The organism is Pedobacter sp. N36a, from assembly GCF_014472395.1.
In the GTDB taxonomy this organism is placed as follows: domain Bacteria; phylum Bacteroidota; class Bacteroidia; order Sphingobacteriales; family Sphingobacteriaceae; genus Pedobacter.
The window spans coordinates 121,499-139,788 of record NZ_JACSZW010000010.1; the positions used below are offsets into that span (position 1 = coordinate 121,499).

General features: G+C 41.2%; 8 protein-coding genes. 3 read left to right on the forward strand and 5 right to left on the reverse strand.

Annotation, left to right across the window (positions count from 1 at the left end):
* Positions 1 to 31: 31 nt before the first annotated feature.
* Positions 32 to 1,390, reverse strand: a complete 1,359-nt coding sequence (locus tag H9X96_RS18565) for an APC family permease (protein ID WP_187667714.1) — start codon at positions 1,388 to 1,390, stop codon at positions 32 to 34.
* Between the two features lie 111 nt (positions 1,391 to 1,501).
* On the opposite strand from H9X96_RS18565, the gene H9X96_RS18570 reads away from it, so the two are divergent.
* Entirely contained in the window at positions 1,502 to 3,436 is a 1,935-nt protein-coding gene (locus H9X96_RS18570; RefSeq protein WP_187667715.1) for a DNA topoisomerase IV subunit B, read from the forward strand.
* A gap of 91 nt (positions 3,437 to 3,527) precedes the next feature.
* Here H9X96_RS18570 and H9X96_RS18575 read toward each other — a convergent pair whose 3' ends face one another.
* Genes H9X96_RS18575 through H9X96_RS18585 form a run of 3 tightly spaced genes read right to left on the reverse strand, consistent with a single transcriptional unit; the run spans position 3,528 to position 11,977 of the window.
* Entirely contained in the window at positions 3,528 to 4,529 is a 1,002-nt protein-coding gene (locus H9X96_RS18575) for a YihY/virulence factor BrkB family protein (RefSeq protein WP_187667716.1), read from the reverse strand.
* Between the two features lie 7 nt (positions 4,530 to 4,536).
* Positions 4,537 to 6,819, reverse strand: coding sequence for a BamA/TamA family outer membrane protein (locus tag H9X96_RS18580; protein WP_187667717.1), 2,283 nt, complete (start codon positions 6,817 to 6,819; stop codon positions 4,537 to 4,539).
* Positions 6,803 to 11,977, reverse strand: a complete 5,175-nt coding sequence (locus tag H9X96_RS18585; RefSeq protein WP_187667718.1) for a translocation/assembly module TamB — start codon at positions 11,975 to 11,977, stop codon at positions 6,803 to 6,805. The genes H9X96_RS18580 and H9X96_RS18585 overlap by 17 nt, the downstream gene beginning before the upstream one ends.
* Positions 11,978 to 12,142: 165 nt before the next feature.
* Between H9X96_RS18585 and H9X96_RS18590 the strand changes: the two genes are divergently transcribed.
* On the forward strand, positions 12,143 to 12,631 hold the full coding sequence (locus H9X96_RS18590) for a cytidine deaminase (RefSeq protein WP_187667719.1): 489 nt from the start codon (positions 12,143 to 12,145) through the stop codon (positions 12,629 to 12,631).
* A 37-nt stretch (positions 12,632 to 12,668) separates the two neighbouring features.
* The gene (locus tag H9X96_RS18595; protein ID WP_187667720.1) at positions 12,669 to 15,833 is read left to right on the forward strand and encodes a DNA gyrase/topoisomerase IV subunit A; all 3,165 of its coding nucleotides are present in this window, start codon (positions 12,669 to 12,671) and stop codon (positions 15,831 to 15,833) included.
* A gap of 102 nt (positions 15,834 to 15,935) precedes the next feature.
* Here the strand turns inward: H9X96_RS18595 and H9X96_RS18600 are convergent, their stop codons facing one another.
* Positions 15,936 to 18,263 carry a M1 family metallopeptidase gene (locus H9X96_RS18600; RefSeq protein WP_187667721.1) on the reverse strand — a complete coding sequence of 776 codons (2,328 nt, stop codon included), beginning with the start codon at positions 18,261 to 18,263 and terminating at the stop codon, positions 15,936 to 15,938.
* Positions 18,264 to 18,290: the final 27 nt, after the last annotated feature.

Below are 18,290 nucleotides of genomic sequence, written 5' to 3' on the forward strand. Positions count from 1 at the left end.
AATTGGGGTACTGGTCTGTTGTGGAGCTTAACTAGGTTTTATTGTTCCTTTTCCGGAGAGAGGTATTGACAAAATAGAGCAGAATAAATCCGGCAAAAATCAGCAGGCCATTTCTGCCGGCTTCTTTATCACTAAAATAGATACTGAAGCCTACAAAAGAATAGGCCGCAATAAAAATCAATGGAAGCAACGGATAAAGTTTCATGCTGTAAATGATGTTCTTGTCTAAATGGGCAGTTTTTTTCCTCAGAAAAAAGATGGTTGCCGCAGAGGTTGCCATCCCGATACAGTCTAAAAATATCGTATAATTTAAAATTTTATCGAAGGTTTGTGCATAGAACAGCGTGAAAATGGAGATCACAGAAAATACGCTGAGGCTCACAAACATCACGTCATTCTTTTTGCTCTTTTTACTGAAGACAGCAGGTAGGGCTCTTTCTTCGCCCATGGCAAACATCACCCTTGGGTTGCTCAATAAATTCACATTCACATAACCCAATACAGAAAAATAAACCAGGCAGGAGAGGATGGTGAAGCCCATTGGGCCGAATAGTTTTCCGGCAAGGATTGCCGCAATGCTTTCCGCAGTTTTCAATTGTTCAAAACCGATGACTTTCACGTAAGCATAATTGATGGCCATATACAACAAAATAATAATGGCAAGGCCGATCATAATGGCGCGGGGAATCACCTTGCTGGGTTCTTTCGTTTCGCCCCCGAAGTTGATGCTTTGCTGGTAGCCTCCAAAAGTAAAAGAGATCGCAATCAGGCAAACGCCGAGTGCTTTTCCATAATCCATCCAATCAGGCGCAACACCGGTGATGGTTTTAAATTCTGGTAAGCTATTGCTGATATTTGTGGCCCCAGGACCGGTAAAGATGGCGCAGATCAAGATCAGCACCATACCTATTTTCACCATAGACAATACATTCTGTGTCTTTGAACTCACTTTTAAACCAAATAAATTGAGCAGGTAAAACAAGAAAATGGTCACTGCAGCAATCACAATCCTATAAAATTCTGTTTGCAATTCTATGGGAAGAATGATCTTACTAAAATATTCAGCACCGATCAGGGAAACGCCGGCAACGGAGGCGGCATTAGAAACCACAATGATACAATTGATGGCAAAGGCAATAGAAGGATGGTAAAAAGCAGAGAAAATCTTGTAATAACCGCCGGTAACGGGAAATCTGGAGCCAATTTCGGCATAAGTCAATGCGCCGCAAAGGGCAACAAGTCCACCAATGACCCATGCAGAGAAAAACAACTTTGGAACCTGTGCCGCTGCAGCCACATTTACCGGTGTTCGGAAGATGCCCATCCCGATCACCAAGCTAATCACAATCATAGATAAGTCGAAGAGAGAGAGCTGTTTCTTCTCAGGCATAAGGGATTTGTTTTATTCCTTGAATATACACGAAAATGTGTATTTGTTGAAACTTTGATGTTGATTCCCCGGCATATTACCTTAAATTTGTAATTCTACTCAAATTACATCATGGCTGAACCGAATTATAACGAAGATAGTATACGCTCCCTCGATTGGAAGGAACACATCAGACTGCGTCCCGGTATGTATATCGGTAAACTTGGAGATGGTTCTGCTCAGGATGACGGGATTTATGTATTGCTGAAGGAGATCGTCGACAACTCAATTGATGAGTTCGTGATGGGAGCCGGACGAACCATAGAAATTACCGTTTCTGATCAGAAAGTAAACGTCCGCGATTATGGCCGGGGAATACCATTAGGTAAAGTGATTGACTGTGTGTCGAAAATTAACACCGGTGGTAAATATGATAGCAATGCCTTTCAGAAATCTGTAGGTCTGAATGGGGTAGGTACCAAGGCCGTAAATGCCTTGTCCAATAATTTCGTAGTACAATCTTACCGTGACAATAAAACCAAAAAGGTAGAGTTTTCAAAAGGAGAAATCACCCTGGAGAATCCAGTCATTGATACTACACAGCGCAATGGTACTGCCATTACGTTTTATCCGGACGAAACAATTTTCAGAAACTACCATTACATCACTGATTTTGTGGAAAGCATGATCTGGAACTATGTGTTCCTGAATGCGGGATTAACCATCAACTTCAACGGACAAAAATATTTATCTGAGCGTGGACTTTACGACTTGCTGCATAAGCACGCAGGGGCGGAAACGATTCGCTATCCGATCATTCATCTGAAAGGGAATGATATAGAGGTTGCTATGACCCACGGTCAGCAATATGGAGAAGATTACCACTCTTTTGTAAACGGTCAGCATACTACTCAGGGAGGAACGCATCAGGCGGCATTCCGTGAAGCAGTAGTGAAAACGGTAAGAGAGTTTTATAAAAAAGAATATGATGCTGCGGATATCAGGGCTTCCATTATTGCCGCGATTTCTATCAGGGTACAGGAGCCGGTATTTGAATCTCAGACAAAGACTAAATTGGGTTCCCAGAATATGGGGCCAGATGGGCCTTCAGTAAGAACGTTTATCAATGATTTCGTAAAGAAAGAATTAGACGATTACCTGCACAAACATACCGATGTAGCAGATGCTTTACTGAAAAGGATCTTACAGTCGGAAAGAGAGCGTAAAGACATCGCCGGAATTAAAAAACTGGCCAACGATAGGGCTAAAAAAGCATCCCTGCACAATAAAAAACTGAGAGATTGTAAGGTGCATTTTAACAGCACCCATGAGAAACGATACGAAACTACCTTGTTCATTACCGAGGGAGATTCGGCCTCAGGATCTATTACCAAGTCGAGGGACGTGGATTGTCAGGCGGTATTCAGTTTAAAAGGAAAACCTTTAAACTGTTATGAGCTGACTAAGAAAGTAGTCTATGAGAACGAAGAGTTTAATCTGCTGCAGCATGCCCTGAACATTGAAGATGGTCTGGATGGCTTGCATTACAACAATATTGTAATCGCTACCGATGCCGACGTAGATGGGATGCACATCAGGTTACTGATGATGACTTTCTTTCTGCAGTTCTTCCCGGATTTGGTGCGTTCAGGACACGTTTACATCCTGCAAACACCTTTATTCCGTGTTCGTAATAAAAAGGAAACGATTTATTGCTATAGTGATGATGAGCGTAAAGCAGCCATCACCAAACTGGGCAATAAACCGGAAATTACGCGATTTAAAGGATTAGGAGAGATTTCTCCAGATGAGTTTGGCTTGTTCATTGGAAAAGATATCCGTTTAGACCCGGTGATACTTAAAGACCAAACGATCAAAAGTCTATTGGAATATTATATGGGCAAAAATACCCCAGACAGGCAGCGTCATATCATCAAAAACCTGAGAATAGAAAAAGACACTTTGGAAGATATCGTTGCTCCGGCAGATCGTTCTAAGGCAGCTGCAGCACTAAAGCAGGAAGCTGATGAAAGAACGGATGAAGAAATGATCGCAGAGTCCGCTTAAAATAGGTGTTTTGTACATAAAAAGCATGGCCCGTAGATCTAATGATTTACGGGCCATGCTTTTTATTTACAGCAATCGAAAAGAGGTTAAACTACCCCTTCTTTAAATGAACCGTATCCTCAGGATGCTGCGGAGGCAAAGCAGTCACTTCTTTTTCCACCACTACTACTTTAGTATGCACTGCATATTTGCTGGGTTTAATTCCAGTATCATATTTTTCCGCATAAGCTTGTGTAAATTCAGCTCCAAAATAAAGGATAATTGCGGTATAATAAATCCATAATAGAATCACGATGATCGATCCAGCGGCACCAAATGCCGAAGCTGGATTGCCCACTTCTATGTAAATCCCGATGAGATATTTACCGATGCCAAACAGCAGGGCGGTAAACAGGGCACCAATAATGGCCGGTTTCCATTTCAGTTCCACATCTGGCAAGACCTTAAATATAATGGCAAAGATACTGGTCACCACGGCCAGTGTGATTGCATTGGTAACAATCAACATCATCAGTTCAGAAACTTCTGCGATGTTGATATAATTGGCGATCTTATGTCCGAGGCCCACCACTACACTGTTCACCACTAAAGAGACCAGCATTAGAAAGCCTAGGGAAGCAATCAGTGAGAAAGAAAGCAATCTATTTACAATGAGTTTTTTCCATCCTTTTTTAGGGACTGCTTTTACCTTCCAGATCAGGTTGATGCTGTCTTGAATCTCAATGAAAACCGCAGTAGCACCGATGATTAAAGTACCGATTCCGATGATCAATCCCAAAGTACTCTTTCCACTATAATTGGCATTGTTCACAAAGCTTCTCAATTGATTGGCGGCATCTTTACCTACCATGTCACCAATCTCGGCAAAGAACTTTTCTCCGGGGTTGATGGTCCCGATATCTGCGGTATCACCTAAAAATAAGCTGGCTGCAGAAAGCACAATAATGATCAATGGCGTTAAAGAGAATATGGTATAATAGGCAAGGGCAGCACTTAGTTTCATCACCCGGTCTTCCATAAAGCCTTTTCCGGCGGCAATAAATAGGTGGCCTGTGGCTTTAAGAAAGGCGATGGTTTTTTTGATAAAATTCATTTTGCTGTTAGAATGGGTAACCAATACCCAGGTTAAATGTTAAATTTTGTTTTCTCCAGGTACTGCTGCCAAAATCGATGTCTTTGATCACCCATGCCGGTCCGGTAGGTAAATCAGGTCGCCTGATAGGGAAGGCCAGATCCAGGCGAATAACAAAGAAGGAAGCATCTACCCTTAATCCGGCACCTGTACCTACAGCCATCTGATTTAAGAAACTGTTAAATTTAAATTGCCCGCCCGGTCTGTCCGGATCGTTTTTCCTCAGCCAGATATTTCCTGCATCAATAAATGCTGCGCCATAAAGCATACTCACAATTTTGAAACGAAGTTCAGAATTCAGCATGACTTTAATGTCACCGCCCTGATCTCTGAACTTTAGGGTGTCAGGTACCTGATAAGTACCTGGTCCCAATAACCTTGATCCATAAGCGCGGATATCACTGCTTCCTCCCGCAAAAAACTGACGAACAAAAGGGAGTGCTTTACTATTTCCATACGCGTAACCCATACCTACATTTAAACGATTGGCCCAGGTTACCTTTTTGTTGACTTTATAATAGTTTCTTAAATCTCCTTCCAGCCTGATAAACTGAGATAAGGCAGTACCAAATATAGATCTTTTTCCAGCATCGTCTTTAGGGGCGAATAGGCCAAATAAAGTACCTGAGGTTTCCAGATCGGCAGAGAAATATATGTTATTTCTTTTGTTTTGATTCACCTGGTCATTATAGGTGAAATTATAATTTAAGCCAATGATAAACTGATTCTCTAAGCTGCTTCTTAAAGAAGGGCTACTAGCAAATATCGTGGTGTCTTTTACATTAGACCTTACATAATTGATCGAGATTGGGTTGAAAATATGCTCTTTATAAATGTTCTCTTTCCAATCGTAACCAAACTCAGCCTTGATGGCATTTAAGCTGTAGTCTTTTCTGTTGAGAATCTGATAAGAGGTGAGAATATTGGTTTTTGGAATGAAAGCGTTTGTGCTGTTGAACTTGAAAAACGGCAGCAGGAAGCGTGGGAAAATCAGTTTCGCCTGTCCGGTTAAGGAGTAGGAATTACCCTGTGCTTGTTGAGATCCTCGGATTTGCTGTTCGAAACCACCGCTGGCACTAATTTCCAATTGCTCGGCGCCACGAAACACATTTCTGGTCGTTTGCGTGATCTTCACTTCTGATCCCACAAAGTTGTTAGACTTACTGGTCCCGATCACCTGGAAGGACAGTGAGTTTTTCTTTAAGGGTGTGAGGTAGAAATTCACATCCAGCTGGTTGTTTTTAAAGCTGTCTACTGGTAGAAAATCTGCTTTCACCACCTTAAATGTACCAATGTTGACCATTCTATTCAAGGACTGATTATGGTTTTGACGGTTGTATAACTCCCCTTTATGGAAAAATACAAGGCGATCAAATACACCTAGTTTAAAAGTATTCCTTGGATCTTTAATGATGAAATCTTTATAAAGTACCGGTTTGCTGCCTCGGATTAAAGAATCAAACCTTAAGGAGTAATTAGGGTAAATGGTGATGTCATTAATGGTATAAGGTTTCAATGCTGCATTTGGGGTAATCTCTTTTACTTTTAAAAAGATATTTACATTGTGCTTGCCAATTGTACTGTCTACCTGAAGAATCAGATAATCTGGATTAAAGTAAAAATAGCCACTTTGCTTCAGGTCGTCATCAATACGTTCTCGCTCCGCTTTGAACACCTCAAAGTCATAAAAATTACCTGGTTTAAGTAAACTTTTTGAAGCATTTGTTCGGATGATTGCGGCAATTCCCGAGCTGTCTGTCGGAAAATTTACCTTATTAATTTGATACCTATCACCAGTTTCAGCAGTATATAGTGCTTTAGCTCTTCTGTTTTTTACGATCGTATCTCCGGTTACTTTTGCCTGTAAATATCCCTGACTAATTAAATAGCTGGTCAGCACGGCATTGTTATAAGGGATTTTTACCTGACTTTGCAATACTGGTGGTTCTCCCACTTTATTGCGCAGCCAATAACGGATCCCTTTTTGCTTTTTAGGTTCGCCAGCCAGGTTATAGATGTATAATTTTATTTTTAATCCCAAAAATGATTTATTTGGGATTGGCCTGGTTTTAGCCTCCAAAACTCCCTTCACATCTTTTTCCTCAGCAATCTTTCCTGTAGAATCCGGGTTGATCCTTACCGTCGCACCTGTATATAAATTCTGGCCAGCCGGCAGGTATTTAATGTTGCTGCAGGCAGAAAATACCAGGCAAAGACTCATAAAAAATAAAGGTCTAATTCGCTTTCTCATTTTTGGGCTTCTGTTCTTTTTTAATCGTTCTTCTATCTTTAAATCTTCTAAAGATCTCACTGAATTTATTGTAATCTACTACCAATGCGAAACCTAAACCGGTTTCTATAATCTGACCTTCAATTATCCCTTCCGTCTGGTTCCTTCTGTAGGCGCGGAGGCGATAACGTCCATCTTTAGAGAGTAAATATTCTATATTGACGTTTCCGGCAATGTTGCTGGCATTTTCATTATTCTGACCTGAACCTCCTTCTAATCCAAAAGAACTACCGACCGTTACCGTCAGTCTGTCGTCCAAAAGTTTTTTAGATAAACCAATTTCCAACTCGGTACGGTTCTCTAATTTTCCGGTTGAATAATCCTCCGAAGTATTCAGTCCAAAATTCACATCTACTCCTTTAATCAGGTCGGAAGCCAGGTTGTTCAATTGCTGTGTCAATAGCTTACTCACACTCTGACGCGCATAATTGGCTACCAATCCATTGCCGCTTCCTGCTAAACTTTGGAATGGATTGTCCGCTACAAAGCGTTCCAGTGCCAGTAAAGCAAATACCTGTTTATTCAATTCACTCTCATTGGCATTTACCTGCTGTAGTTTTGTATACACACGCCCACCTATAATTCCACGTTCATTTTCTGGCAAGTCCAGCTTGAAACTGATGATCGGTTTCATAATTTCTCCATCAATCATCAGGTATACCTGGAACGGGAATTTCTGTTTGGATTGAATTCTTGTCGCATCATCCACCTCATTAGCAACTAGATCAATTGCAGGGGCATTTACCTCATACAATGCCGTGATGTCCACATTTGCCGACGTCGGTTCGCCGGTCCAAACAATACTGCTGCCTTGTTGGATTTTAAATTCTCTGGTTGCAAGACCGCCGACAGAAAGTTTGTATGATCCACCGCTCAATTCATACCTGCCGGTCATACTGATCTTGCCACTTGGATCCATCGTCGCATTTAAAGTACCTTCTCCTTTTACCTTCAGCATATCACCATTAGAAGGGTCAACCACAACGTTAAACTCCGCTTCTTTATCCATTTCTATATCTACACTCAGATTGATGCCCTGGATTGGTGCTTTATTGATGCTATCTGCTGCGCTTGACAATGCCATTTTGCCATTAAATGGTGGTGCACTCTCATCTATAAATTGAACCACGCCTTCCTGATCTATAATTGAAGGATCTGAACTTGGCATGGCAAAGAAGAATTTGGTTCCTTTGTTAACAGACATCGCGATATTGATCTGTGGCTGATTTAGATCTCCCCGTATTTTAAAGGCACGGGTGGTGACAAACACTTTACCATAAATCATGTCATTATCGGCTTCCGTTGAATTCATCAGCCTGAAATTATTTGCAGAAATGTCCAATCCAAAACGGAAATCTGTATAGGTTTTTGTATACACCATTCCATTCACTTTTAACGGCTGATTTAAGGAATCCAATACTGTAAAGTTGTTGAATTTAATCCCTTCCTCATTGAAGCTGATGGTTTCATTTGGCATTCTGAAATAAGAATTCACGTAGGTAGCAGTAAATGCAGCCTGGTTAAATTTCACTTCACCACGGATGACAGGTGCTGTTAAAGCACCCCTAACTGACATTTCCCCGCTGATCGTTCCAGAACCATTTTTAATCTGACCCATAGAAACACTTTCCAGCTGTTTCAGGTCAATCTTATCGACGTGTAACGTTAAATCTAAAGCACTTTCAGGGGCGGTATAGTAGAAGCCATTTGCCCTAAGCTCATGAACACCAGATAAGGAGATATTCGTTTCAAATGCATTTTCTGTATTGTTATTGACGGCCAGGCGTAAAGTACCCAACTGGTCTTTCTGATAGCGCAATTGATCAATAGTCAGGTTAGCTTCAAACTTCGGTGTGCCCATCAGGTCTTTTGCATCTACCGTACCATTGATTGAACCACCAACTAAAGTACTATCCTGTTCTGCAAACTGGGTTAATGTCTCGATTTTGAAATCTTTGAACAACACTTTTAATGGTGCATTAGGCTCATTACTCACACTGTTTACACTCAGGAGCTGGTTATTTCTGCTGATATCAAAATTCCTGGCCATGATGCCGGATTGTCCAAACTGAATGTAATTGTCTGGCGCCACTAACCATTTCTGGTAGTTCAACAGCAGTTTCTGAGGGTCCAGACTAAAGCGGAAATCTTTATTGATCGATTGGAAAGTACCACCCAGCTGGTATTTATCTTTCAGCTTACTGTCTCTTAAATAAATGTTAACGCCTAAGTGATCGTTTACTGCATCTCCGCTTACCTCTGTATTGTAGAGATTAATCGAGGAGCTTTGCAGGCTTTTTACGGTCAGCTTATAATTGATTTTCTGGTCTGTATTGTCAATGCTCAATTTTGTGCTGTCGACCTTGTAATCACCATAAACTACATGAGGAACCCAGGCTTTCATTGCTAAGCTGTCTTTCTTCGTATCCAGCAATCCGTAGATATAGGAAGGGGAGAAGGTGGTCAGCGAAGGCACAAAATTCTGTATAAATTTAGGGTTGTAAATTTTGGCAAAGAAGCGAATCCGCTGATCAGGAATCTGTTTTACTTCTCCAAATTGATAGTATTTATTGATTTGATTGGTGACCGCGGTAGCCAGATTGGTCAATTGATACTTTCCGTCGATGCGGGCGCTCATCAGCTCTGATTTTAAGGTCAGCAAGCTTTTTTCTGCAGTAGTTTCTGCATGAAGCTGAATAGTATCCACGTTAAATTTTGCACCATCTTTTACTACTTGTAAACCTTTGATAAAGACGTCGCCATTCAGGTAATCGACATCCGCCGAGCTCAAGTCTGCATCTATCGATCCGGCAACTTTAAATTCCGTCGGACTAAAGTTCAACGCTTTAAGATCTACCTGTGTCAAGTCCATCTGCGCTTTTACGGCAGGATATTTACCTGCAATATTTACGGCCGCAGTCAGGTTGAAATTCAGGTTACTGTCGGCCATTTTGCTTTTCAGGTTCAACTCCTGCTGCGCATAAGTACCATTCAAACTCAGGTTTTTATAAGTGTATTTGTTGTAAACAGCGCTCAGCACTTGCCCATTGATTTTAACGGCAGCAGTTTTTGGATCTAAGCCAGTTCCATTGATATGCGCTTTAACCGTGATTCTACCCAGCTGTGCTTGTTGTTTTAGCAGCTTTCCAACATTGAAATTGTTCAGGTTGATATCTGCAGTATATTGTTCTTTTCCTTTCGGCCCTTTCATATTAGCCAGTAATTTGGCCGATCCCATATCCGTATTGATATTAAATCCGGTATTGAAATTGGTTAGGGAACCTGTAAACTTACCGTTGGCCTGAATCGTATTTGGCAGTTCTATATTAGTCGGTAATGTGCCCTTCGGGATCACCACCATCAGGTCTTGTTTGGTCATTGAAAACTGCTTAATATTTAAGTCTGCGTACAGCTTGTTCATATCCGGCAATCCTCTGATTTTACCATTGAGGTCGATTTTGGTGTTTTTTAAACCAGTCGCCTGGAAACGTGGGATGTTCAGGTTATTCATATAACCATTCACACTGCCATCGATCTTTAACTTTTCATTCCTATAAGCGGCAGGGATAGCCTCAGAAAAATAACCGGCGTCTTTTAAACCGATAGTAGAATTTTTAACCACTAGGTTGATTTTTACCCTTTCCGGATGTTTCGTCAGGTCGTCCATTGAGGTATACGTCAATGAAGTCGCATTTTCAACGGAAGTATTCGGTGTTTTTAAGATAAAGTTTTTAACATAAATCGCCTGGTCAGTATAAGAAATGTCCCCTTGAAGTCTTGATAACTGGAAGCCGCTTTTCTCTTTCATAAAGCCTTTTTTTACCTTCACTTTGATGCCTTTGGGACTGTAACTTAAACCCTCTGCTATTACATCCAGATCGCGGATTTTTAGATGGCCAAAGTCCATGCCTTTGGTCGGCTTGGCGCTAAGGTCGTCATACTGTATGTTGTTTTTTGAAAGGTTTAGCTTGCTTAAAAGTAATGAAATTGGGGCTGATTCAGCTGAAGCTGCGCCGTCCTTTCCGGCTGTTCCAGGTTTTCCAGTGGATGATGCTTTTGACGGTGATGCAGGTTTAAACGCAAAAAGCACATCAGAGTTGTTTAACGTAGCCTCTTCCAACTGGTAATTGCTTTTCGTCAAATCTGCCATCAGTTTATTAATGGAGAATTCTTTCAGGTTTACTTTTGCCTTCATCTGCGTAGCGGAGGCTTTATAATCTACCGTAGAATTGTTAATTTTTCCAGTGGCAATGTTATATTTATTATGGGTTAGATCGGCAATCAACTGTGTCAATACTACCTTATTCAGGTTTACATCTGCATTCATCTGCGATACCTGGTCTTCAAAATTAATCTTCACATTGTTAAAGCCGAAATCCTGGATCTCGACTAAAGGAAGTTTTCCTGATTCCGTTTTTGCCGTATCGATACTTTGTTCTAGCTGTGCTTTTAATACTGTGAGCGGTTTCCGCTGTGCGTATTTTAAATCGGTATTTTTTAGGGAAAGGGATTTGATTATATAGCGCTGCTGATCCATATCAAAGTCCTTAATGTCGGTTTTAAATTCACCAAGATTAAGTTTCATCTCATTTCCTGCCACATCATCACGGTAAACAATTCCAATATCCTCCAGACTGATTTTGCTGACCGAAAATTTTAGGGTAGAGGTCGTGTCTTTTTCCACCTGATCTTCCGGTTTATTCTGATCAGACATGAATGCGTCTACTAAAAAGGAGAAATTGAATGTGGTATCCGGATTAATCCGGGTCACATTTGCTCTGATTTTTTCTAAGGAAATATTATTAATTTCTACTTTATTGTTCAATATTTTGAACAGGTTCAGGTCGACTGCCAATTTCTGCGCGTACAATAAGGTGTCGCCTTTTCGGTCTTCCAGATAAAACTTGTTCAATACAATGTCCTTTGGGAAGGCAATATGGATACTTTCCAGACTCACCTCCGTCTTGGTCTTGTTTTTTAAATAGCTGATCGCCTGGTTTTTTACAAAGTTCTGAACAGCAGGAATGTTTAGTGAAATCGTAAGCAGGACCACGAGCAAAATGATGCTGGCGATAATCCATAGAACGACTTTAAGACTTTTACGTATATATTTATTCAATTGACTTAAATTGATAGTTTGCAGTATTATTGGTTAACTAAAACCATGCCACCAAGCAGATTCGGGAGCGTTATCTCTATAAGTACAATCAATATAATAAAATTGTTTATGAAGGCGGTTAAAATTTGATGTTCAGTATAATTCCGAAATTTGTATGTTTAGCCCATGGAAGAAAGAAACTTCACAATCAGCTACCAGTCATTTAAGGGAATGGAAGAGTTAAACGAAAAAGATCGAGCATTGTGCTTAAAGGCCGAGGAAGCCTTGAAAACGTCATATTCTCCGTATTCCGGATTCAAAGTAGGAACAGCATTACAGTTAAAAGGTGGAAGAGTGGTACTGGGCAGTAACCAGGAGAATGTAGCTTATCCTTCGGGATTGTGCGCAGAGAGAGTAGCATTATTTGCAATCGGTTCAGAAGATCCGAATGCAGTGATTGAAAGTATGGCAATTACCGCAAAAACTGATAACTTTGTCATCGAAAAACCGGTGACTTGCTGTGGCGGCTGTTTACAGGTCATGGCAGAATTCGAACAGCGACAAAATCAGGAGATTGAAATCTTGTTTTATTGCATTAACGGCGAAATTTTAAAAGTTAAAGGGGTGAAAAATCTGATGCCTTTCGCATTTGTGGAATCGCGACTTTCAGTATAATTCAACTCTTATATTTACAGCATACAATCCATTCTTGATGAGCGACGAAATAGAAAAAAACATAAACGAAGAGAGCAAACACACCGTAATTCCTATCAATGGACTTTATGAAAATTGGTTCCTGGATTATGCTTCTTATGTGATCCTAGATCGGGCCGTACCACACATTAATGACGGTTTGAAGCCAGTTCAGAGACGTATTTTACACTCTTTGAAAGAGATGGACGATGGCCGTTTTAATAAAGCAGCCAATGTGATTGGGAATACGATGAAGTATCACCCGCATGGGGATGCTTCGATTGGTGATGCCATGGTGCAGATTGGGCAAAAAGACCTGCTGATTGATTGTCAGGGTAACTGGGGTGATCCAATTACTGGCGACAGTGCTGCGGCACCTCGTTATATCGAAGCACGTTTATCGAAATTTGCCAATGAAGTTGTTTTTAATGGAGATACTACGGTATGGCAGTTGAGTTATGACGGTCGTAACAATGAACCCGTTACTTTACCTGTAAAGTTCCCTTTGCTGTTGGCTCAAGGAGCAGAAGGTATTGCGGTTGGTTTGGCAACGAAGGTAATGCCTCACAATTTTATCGAATTGCTGGAAGCTTCAATAGAAGTTTTAAGAGGTCAGCGCCCAAATATATTGCCAGATTTCTTTACTGGTGGAATGGCCGATTTTTCTGCCTATAATGAAGGTATGCGTGGTGGTAAAGTGAGAGTGAGAGCCAAAATCACAGAAAAAGATAAGAAAACCTTAGTCATCACAGAGATTCCATTCAGCACCACTACCGGTTCTGTAATTGACAGTATTCTCTCTGCAAATGATAAAGGAAAGATCAAAATCAAAAAGATTGAAGACAATACTGCCGCTCATGTGGAGATTGTGGTACAACTTGCCCCTGGTATCTCACCAGATGTGACGATTGATGCGCTCTATGCTTTTACTTCCTGCGAAGTCTCGATCTCTCCAAATACCTGTATCATTAAAGGAGATAAACCTCATTTCCTGAGTGTAAACGATATTCTAATTGAGAATACACAAAATACAAAGGCTTTACTGAAACTGGAATTAGAAATTAAATTAAACGAACTTCAGGAGAAGATTTTCTTCAGCTCATTGCTGAAAATCTTTATTCAGGAGGGAATGTATAAAAATGCGGAGTATGAGAACTCCAGTAACTTTGATACAGTAGTAGAGGTATTGAACAGGTTGTTCGAACCTTTTACGCCACAGCTTTACAGGGTGATCCTGCCGGAAGATTTCAAAAAGCTGATCGATAAACCGATGAGCAGCATCACACGCTTCGATGTGAAGAAAGCGGATGATCAGATGCAGGCCCTGGCGGATGAGATTAAAGTGGTGAAAAATCACCTTCGCCATTTAACAGATTATGCCATTGCCTGGTTCCAGCGATTATTGGATAAATACGGCAAAGGAAGAGAAAGAAAAACAGAAATCCGTTTATTCGATAGGGTAGAAGCTTCCAAAGTGGCTTTGGCCAATGTGAAGCTGTACCTGAACAGAGAAGACGGTTTCATCGGTACCGGTTTACGTAAAGATGAGTTTATAGCCGATTGTTCGGATATTGACGAAGTGATCGTATTCAGGGAAGATGGAAAATGCATCATTACCAAGGTAGCTGATAAAACATTTGTGGGCAAAGGAATCTTACACGCACAAGTGTTTAAAAAAGGCGACGAGCGGACGATTTACAACCTGATCTATAAAGATGGAGCGAGTGGTATTTCTTACGTGAAACGTTTCGCGGTAGTCGGCATTACCCGTGATAAAGAATACGACCTGACGAAAGGCAGTAAAGGTTCTAAAGTGCTTTATTTTACGCCTAATCCTAACGGAGAAGCGGAAATCGTAACGGTGATGTTGAAACCGCATACGAAATTAAAGAAACTGCAGTTCGACCTGGACTTTGCGGAAATCGCGATCAAAGGACGTGGTTCACAAGGAAATATTGTTTCTAAATATCCAATCAAAAAGGTCTTGCTGAAAAGTAAAGGTGTTTCTACCTTATCTGGATTGAAAATCTGGTATGACGAACTTTTGAGAAGGTTAAACGTTGACGGCAGAGGTAAATACCTCGGCGAGTTTGATGGAGATGATAAAATCCTGCAGGTACATAAAGACGGCTGGTACGAGCTGAGTACTTTTGATTTGACCAATCACTTTGATGCGGATTTGATCCTGATTCAAAAGTATGATGCTGAAAAACCATTTACGGTAGTTCAATATGAAGGCAAAGCGAAGAACCATTTCGTGAAACGCTTTGTTTTCGAACCGATTGGAGTAGGTAAAAAACTCAGTCTGATCTCCGAAGAAAATGGCTCCAAGTTCCTCTACTTGACCAGTAATCCTGAGGCGATATTGAAGGTGGATGTGTTAAAAGGTAAAACGCAGACACCAGAGACCTTGGAAATCCTGCTTTCTGAATTTATTGACCTGAAAGGGATTCGTGCAAATGGAAATCGTTTAACTCAGCATGACGTTCAGCACATCGAGATCTTCAACCATGAAGAAGAAGAATTAGAAGAACTAGGAAAAGCGGATACCAGTACAGAAGAGGATTCGGAGGAAGAGACGGAAGATGCAGCATCAGCGAATGAAAAAGCAGCTGTGGAAAACAGCGGAGAAAATGATGACGAAACTGAAGATGGTGAAACAGATGCTGACGATCAGGATGGTGATGATGATCCAGCACCACCTAGCCCGGAAATTCCAGTGCAGGCTGAGGAAATTGCAGCAGCACCCGAAAAGGCAGCTGAAAACGAACCTGTGGTAGAAAACATACCAGCAGCAGCTCCAATAAAAGAAACAAAGCCGAAAACTAAGAAGCTGGCATTGGAAGAAAATGCCTCAGTAGCACCTTTTGTGGAGAAACTGTTGGTAAAAGAAGATATTCCACATTCAAATGTGGATAACTCTGTGGATAAGGCTGTGGAGAATAAAGAAAAGCCAGTGTTAAAAAAGCCTTTTAATGTCCCTGCAAAAGAGGCTGTTAAGCCTGCTGCTGCGGATGTGGAGAAACCGAAGCAGGCAATTGTACCGCCAGCTGAGGAGGAATCAGCAGCTGCTCAGGCAAACACAGCAGTAGCACCGGCAGAAACAGAAAAGCCTAAGAAAGCATGGAATGCTAAGAAAGTTCCTTTAGAGATCACGAATAGAGATCAGTTGGATTTGTTTTAAATCCTTTTGAGCGATCAGGACTGATCAAAAATCATAAATAAAATGAGCCCATAAAGTTGTATACTTTATGGGCTCCTCTTTTTATAGGTGATACGCTATGCTTTATTTTTGTTGGGCTTGCTGCATCGGGTTGCCTCCTGTTGAACTGCCTCTAGGAGCTTGCTGCTGTTTGAACAGCTCAAACCTGGATGGCTGCGCTTTTCTTGGCCAGGAGTTATTATTCTCGTCTATATCGGCCGTTTCACGGTAAGGGTCAAGCTGAACCGAGATCACGTCCTTGTCTTTTGCAAAAACCTTAGTCACCTGGTTTTCATTCTTTCTCCAGATATACGCAGGAATCCGGTCAATCTCCTTGCTGCCATCTTTAAAAGTCCATTCAATGATAATCGGCATCACTAGTCCGCCTTCATTTGAAAATGATAATTCATAAAAGTTCTTTTTGCTTTCGTACAGTTTTTGCTCTTCTGCAGATAGTGAACCGTAGTATTTTTGGAATTGCTCATCTGCGGTTTTGCTGACTTCAAAACGGTCAAATTTGTTGTAAAAATCCATTAAGCTGGTGTCCTGTTCTACTGCGAATTTTATACCTTCTTTTCTGTTTCGGCCTCTGCTGATGTTGTCATTATTTTTTTCATAAGACTTTTGATCTTCTTTATTTTCTAAAGACTGTTTTTTGCTGTCCATTCGGTAATAGCGGACCTCATTTAAGGCAATATCAACTGGATCTGTTCCAAAAAACCAGCCTCTCCAGAACCAATCCAGATCTACTGCCGAAGCATCTTCCATCGTGCGGAACAAATCAGCCGGTGTAGGGTGTTTAAAAGCCCATCTTTTCGCGTATTCTTTAAAGGCATAGTCGAACAGCTCTCTGCCCATCACTGTCTCTCTAAGGATATTTAATGCGGTTGCCGGTTTTGCATAGGCATTAGGCCCAAAGTTGATGATGTTTTCAGAATTGGTCATGATTGGCTCCAGCTGATCTTTAGGCATTTTCATATAATCGACGATTTTATGTGCCGGACCACGCTGCGATGGATAATTGTTGTCCCATTCCTGTTCCGCCAGATACTGGCAAAAAGTATTTAATCCTTCATCCATCCATGACCATTGGCGCTCGTCTGAATTTACAATCATTGGAAAAAAATTATGCCCAACTTCATGGATAATCACCCCGATCATCCCATATTTCGTTGATTCTGTATAGGTGCCATCTTTTTCCGCGCGACCGTGATTGAAGCAGATCATCGGGTATTCCATGCCGTTAGCCGCCTCCACAGAAATCGCTACGGGATAAGGATAGGGGATGGTATGTTTCGAGTATACTTTCAGCGTATGGTCAATTACTTTAGTCGAGTATTTGCTGTAAAGCGGATAAGCTTCCGGGCCATAATACGACATAGACATGATTTTTTTACCATTGATGGTGGTAGCCATTGCATCCCAGATTAACCTACGGGAAGATACCCAGGCAAAATCCCTAACGTTTTCTGCCAGGTAAGTCCATGTCTTTGTATTGGTTGCTTTTTTAGCTAAAGCAGATTTTGCCTCTTTCAGGTCTACAATTTCTACAGGAGATTTTGCAGTTTGAGCAGCATTCCATCGCTTTAAACTGCTGCTGCTAAGTACTTGTGCGTAATTCTGACATTCGCCTGTGGCACCCACCACATGGTCGGCAGGAACAGTCATGTTTACTTTATAGTTTCCAAATACCAATGCAAATTCTCCTCTTCCTTCGAATTGTTTGTTTTGCCAGCCCTGGTAATCGGAATAAACCGCCATTCTTGGGAACCATTGGGTGATGGTGAAAAGGTAATTGTCGTCTTCCGGGAAGTATTCATAACCACCTCTGCCATGAACAGTCATCCGGTTGGAAATGTTATAAGTCCAGGAAATCTTTAGTTTGTATTTTCCTTTAGGCTGAAGCACAGTTGGAAGGTCAATCCTCATCATGGTATTGTTGATGGTATAAGGAAGTTTGGTTCCTTTTTCATCGGTCACACTGATAATTTTTACCCCCAATTCATTAGGACTGTTGATGATGCCTGCCAGGTCCTCGAAATTCATTTGATTGCTGATCTTGCTGGTTTCCGTCAGCTTGTTATCACTGGTAGATTTATGTTCATTTTCATCCAGCTGCACCCATAAATAGCTGAGCGGATCAGGGGAATTGTTGTAATAAGTAATAGATTCTGAACCTTTCAGGCGTAGGTTTTTTTCATCCAGTTCTGCATTGATTTCATAATCGGCACGTTGCTGCCAATAAGCTGGTCCGGGAGCTCCGGAAGCGGAACGGTAAGAATTTGGATCAGAAATGATCGTTCCTAGCTGCTCAAACTTGTTGCCGTGATTGGATCCCGGATTGTTCAAATATTGTGCATTGCTGTTGAAACCGATAACGAGTAAAGCAAGCAGGAGTAAATTTCTTTTCATTAGTTATTCTTGAGGTGGTGGTTTGGT

What these genes read in the sequence shown, in the direction of transcription:
- H9X96_RS18565 (WP_187667714.1), bottom strand. Translation starts at nt 1,390, where the DNA reads ATGCCTGAGAAGAAACAGCTCTCTCTCTTCGACTTATCTATGATTGTG.
- H9X96_RS18570 (WP_187667715.1), top strand. Translation starts at nt 1,502, where the DNA reads ATGGCTGAACCGAATTATAACGAAGATAGTATACGCTCCCTCGATTGG.
- H9X96_RS18575 (WP_187667716.1), bottom strand. Translation starts at nt 4,529, where the DNA reads ATGAATTTTATCAAAAAAACCATCGCCTTTCTTAAAGCCACAGGCCAC.
- H9X96_RS18580 (WP_187667717.1), bottom strand. Translation starts at nt 6,819, where the DNA reads ATGAGAAAGCGAATTAGACCTTTATTTTTTATGAGTCTTTGCCTGGTA.
- H9X96_RS18590 (WP_187667719.1), top strand. Translation starts at nt 12,143, where the DNA reads ATGGAAGAAAGAAACTTCACAATCAGCTACCAGTCATTTAAGGGAATG.
- H9X96_RS18595 (WP_187667720.1), top strand. Translation starts at nt 12,669, where the DNA reads ATGAGCGACGAAATAGAAAAAAACATAAACGAAGAGAGCAAACACACC.
- H9X96_RS18600 (WP_187667721.1), bottom strand. Translation starts at nt 18,263, where the DNA reads ATGAAAAGAAATTTACTCCTGCTTGCTTTACTCGTTATCGGTTTCAAC.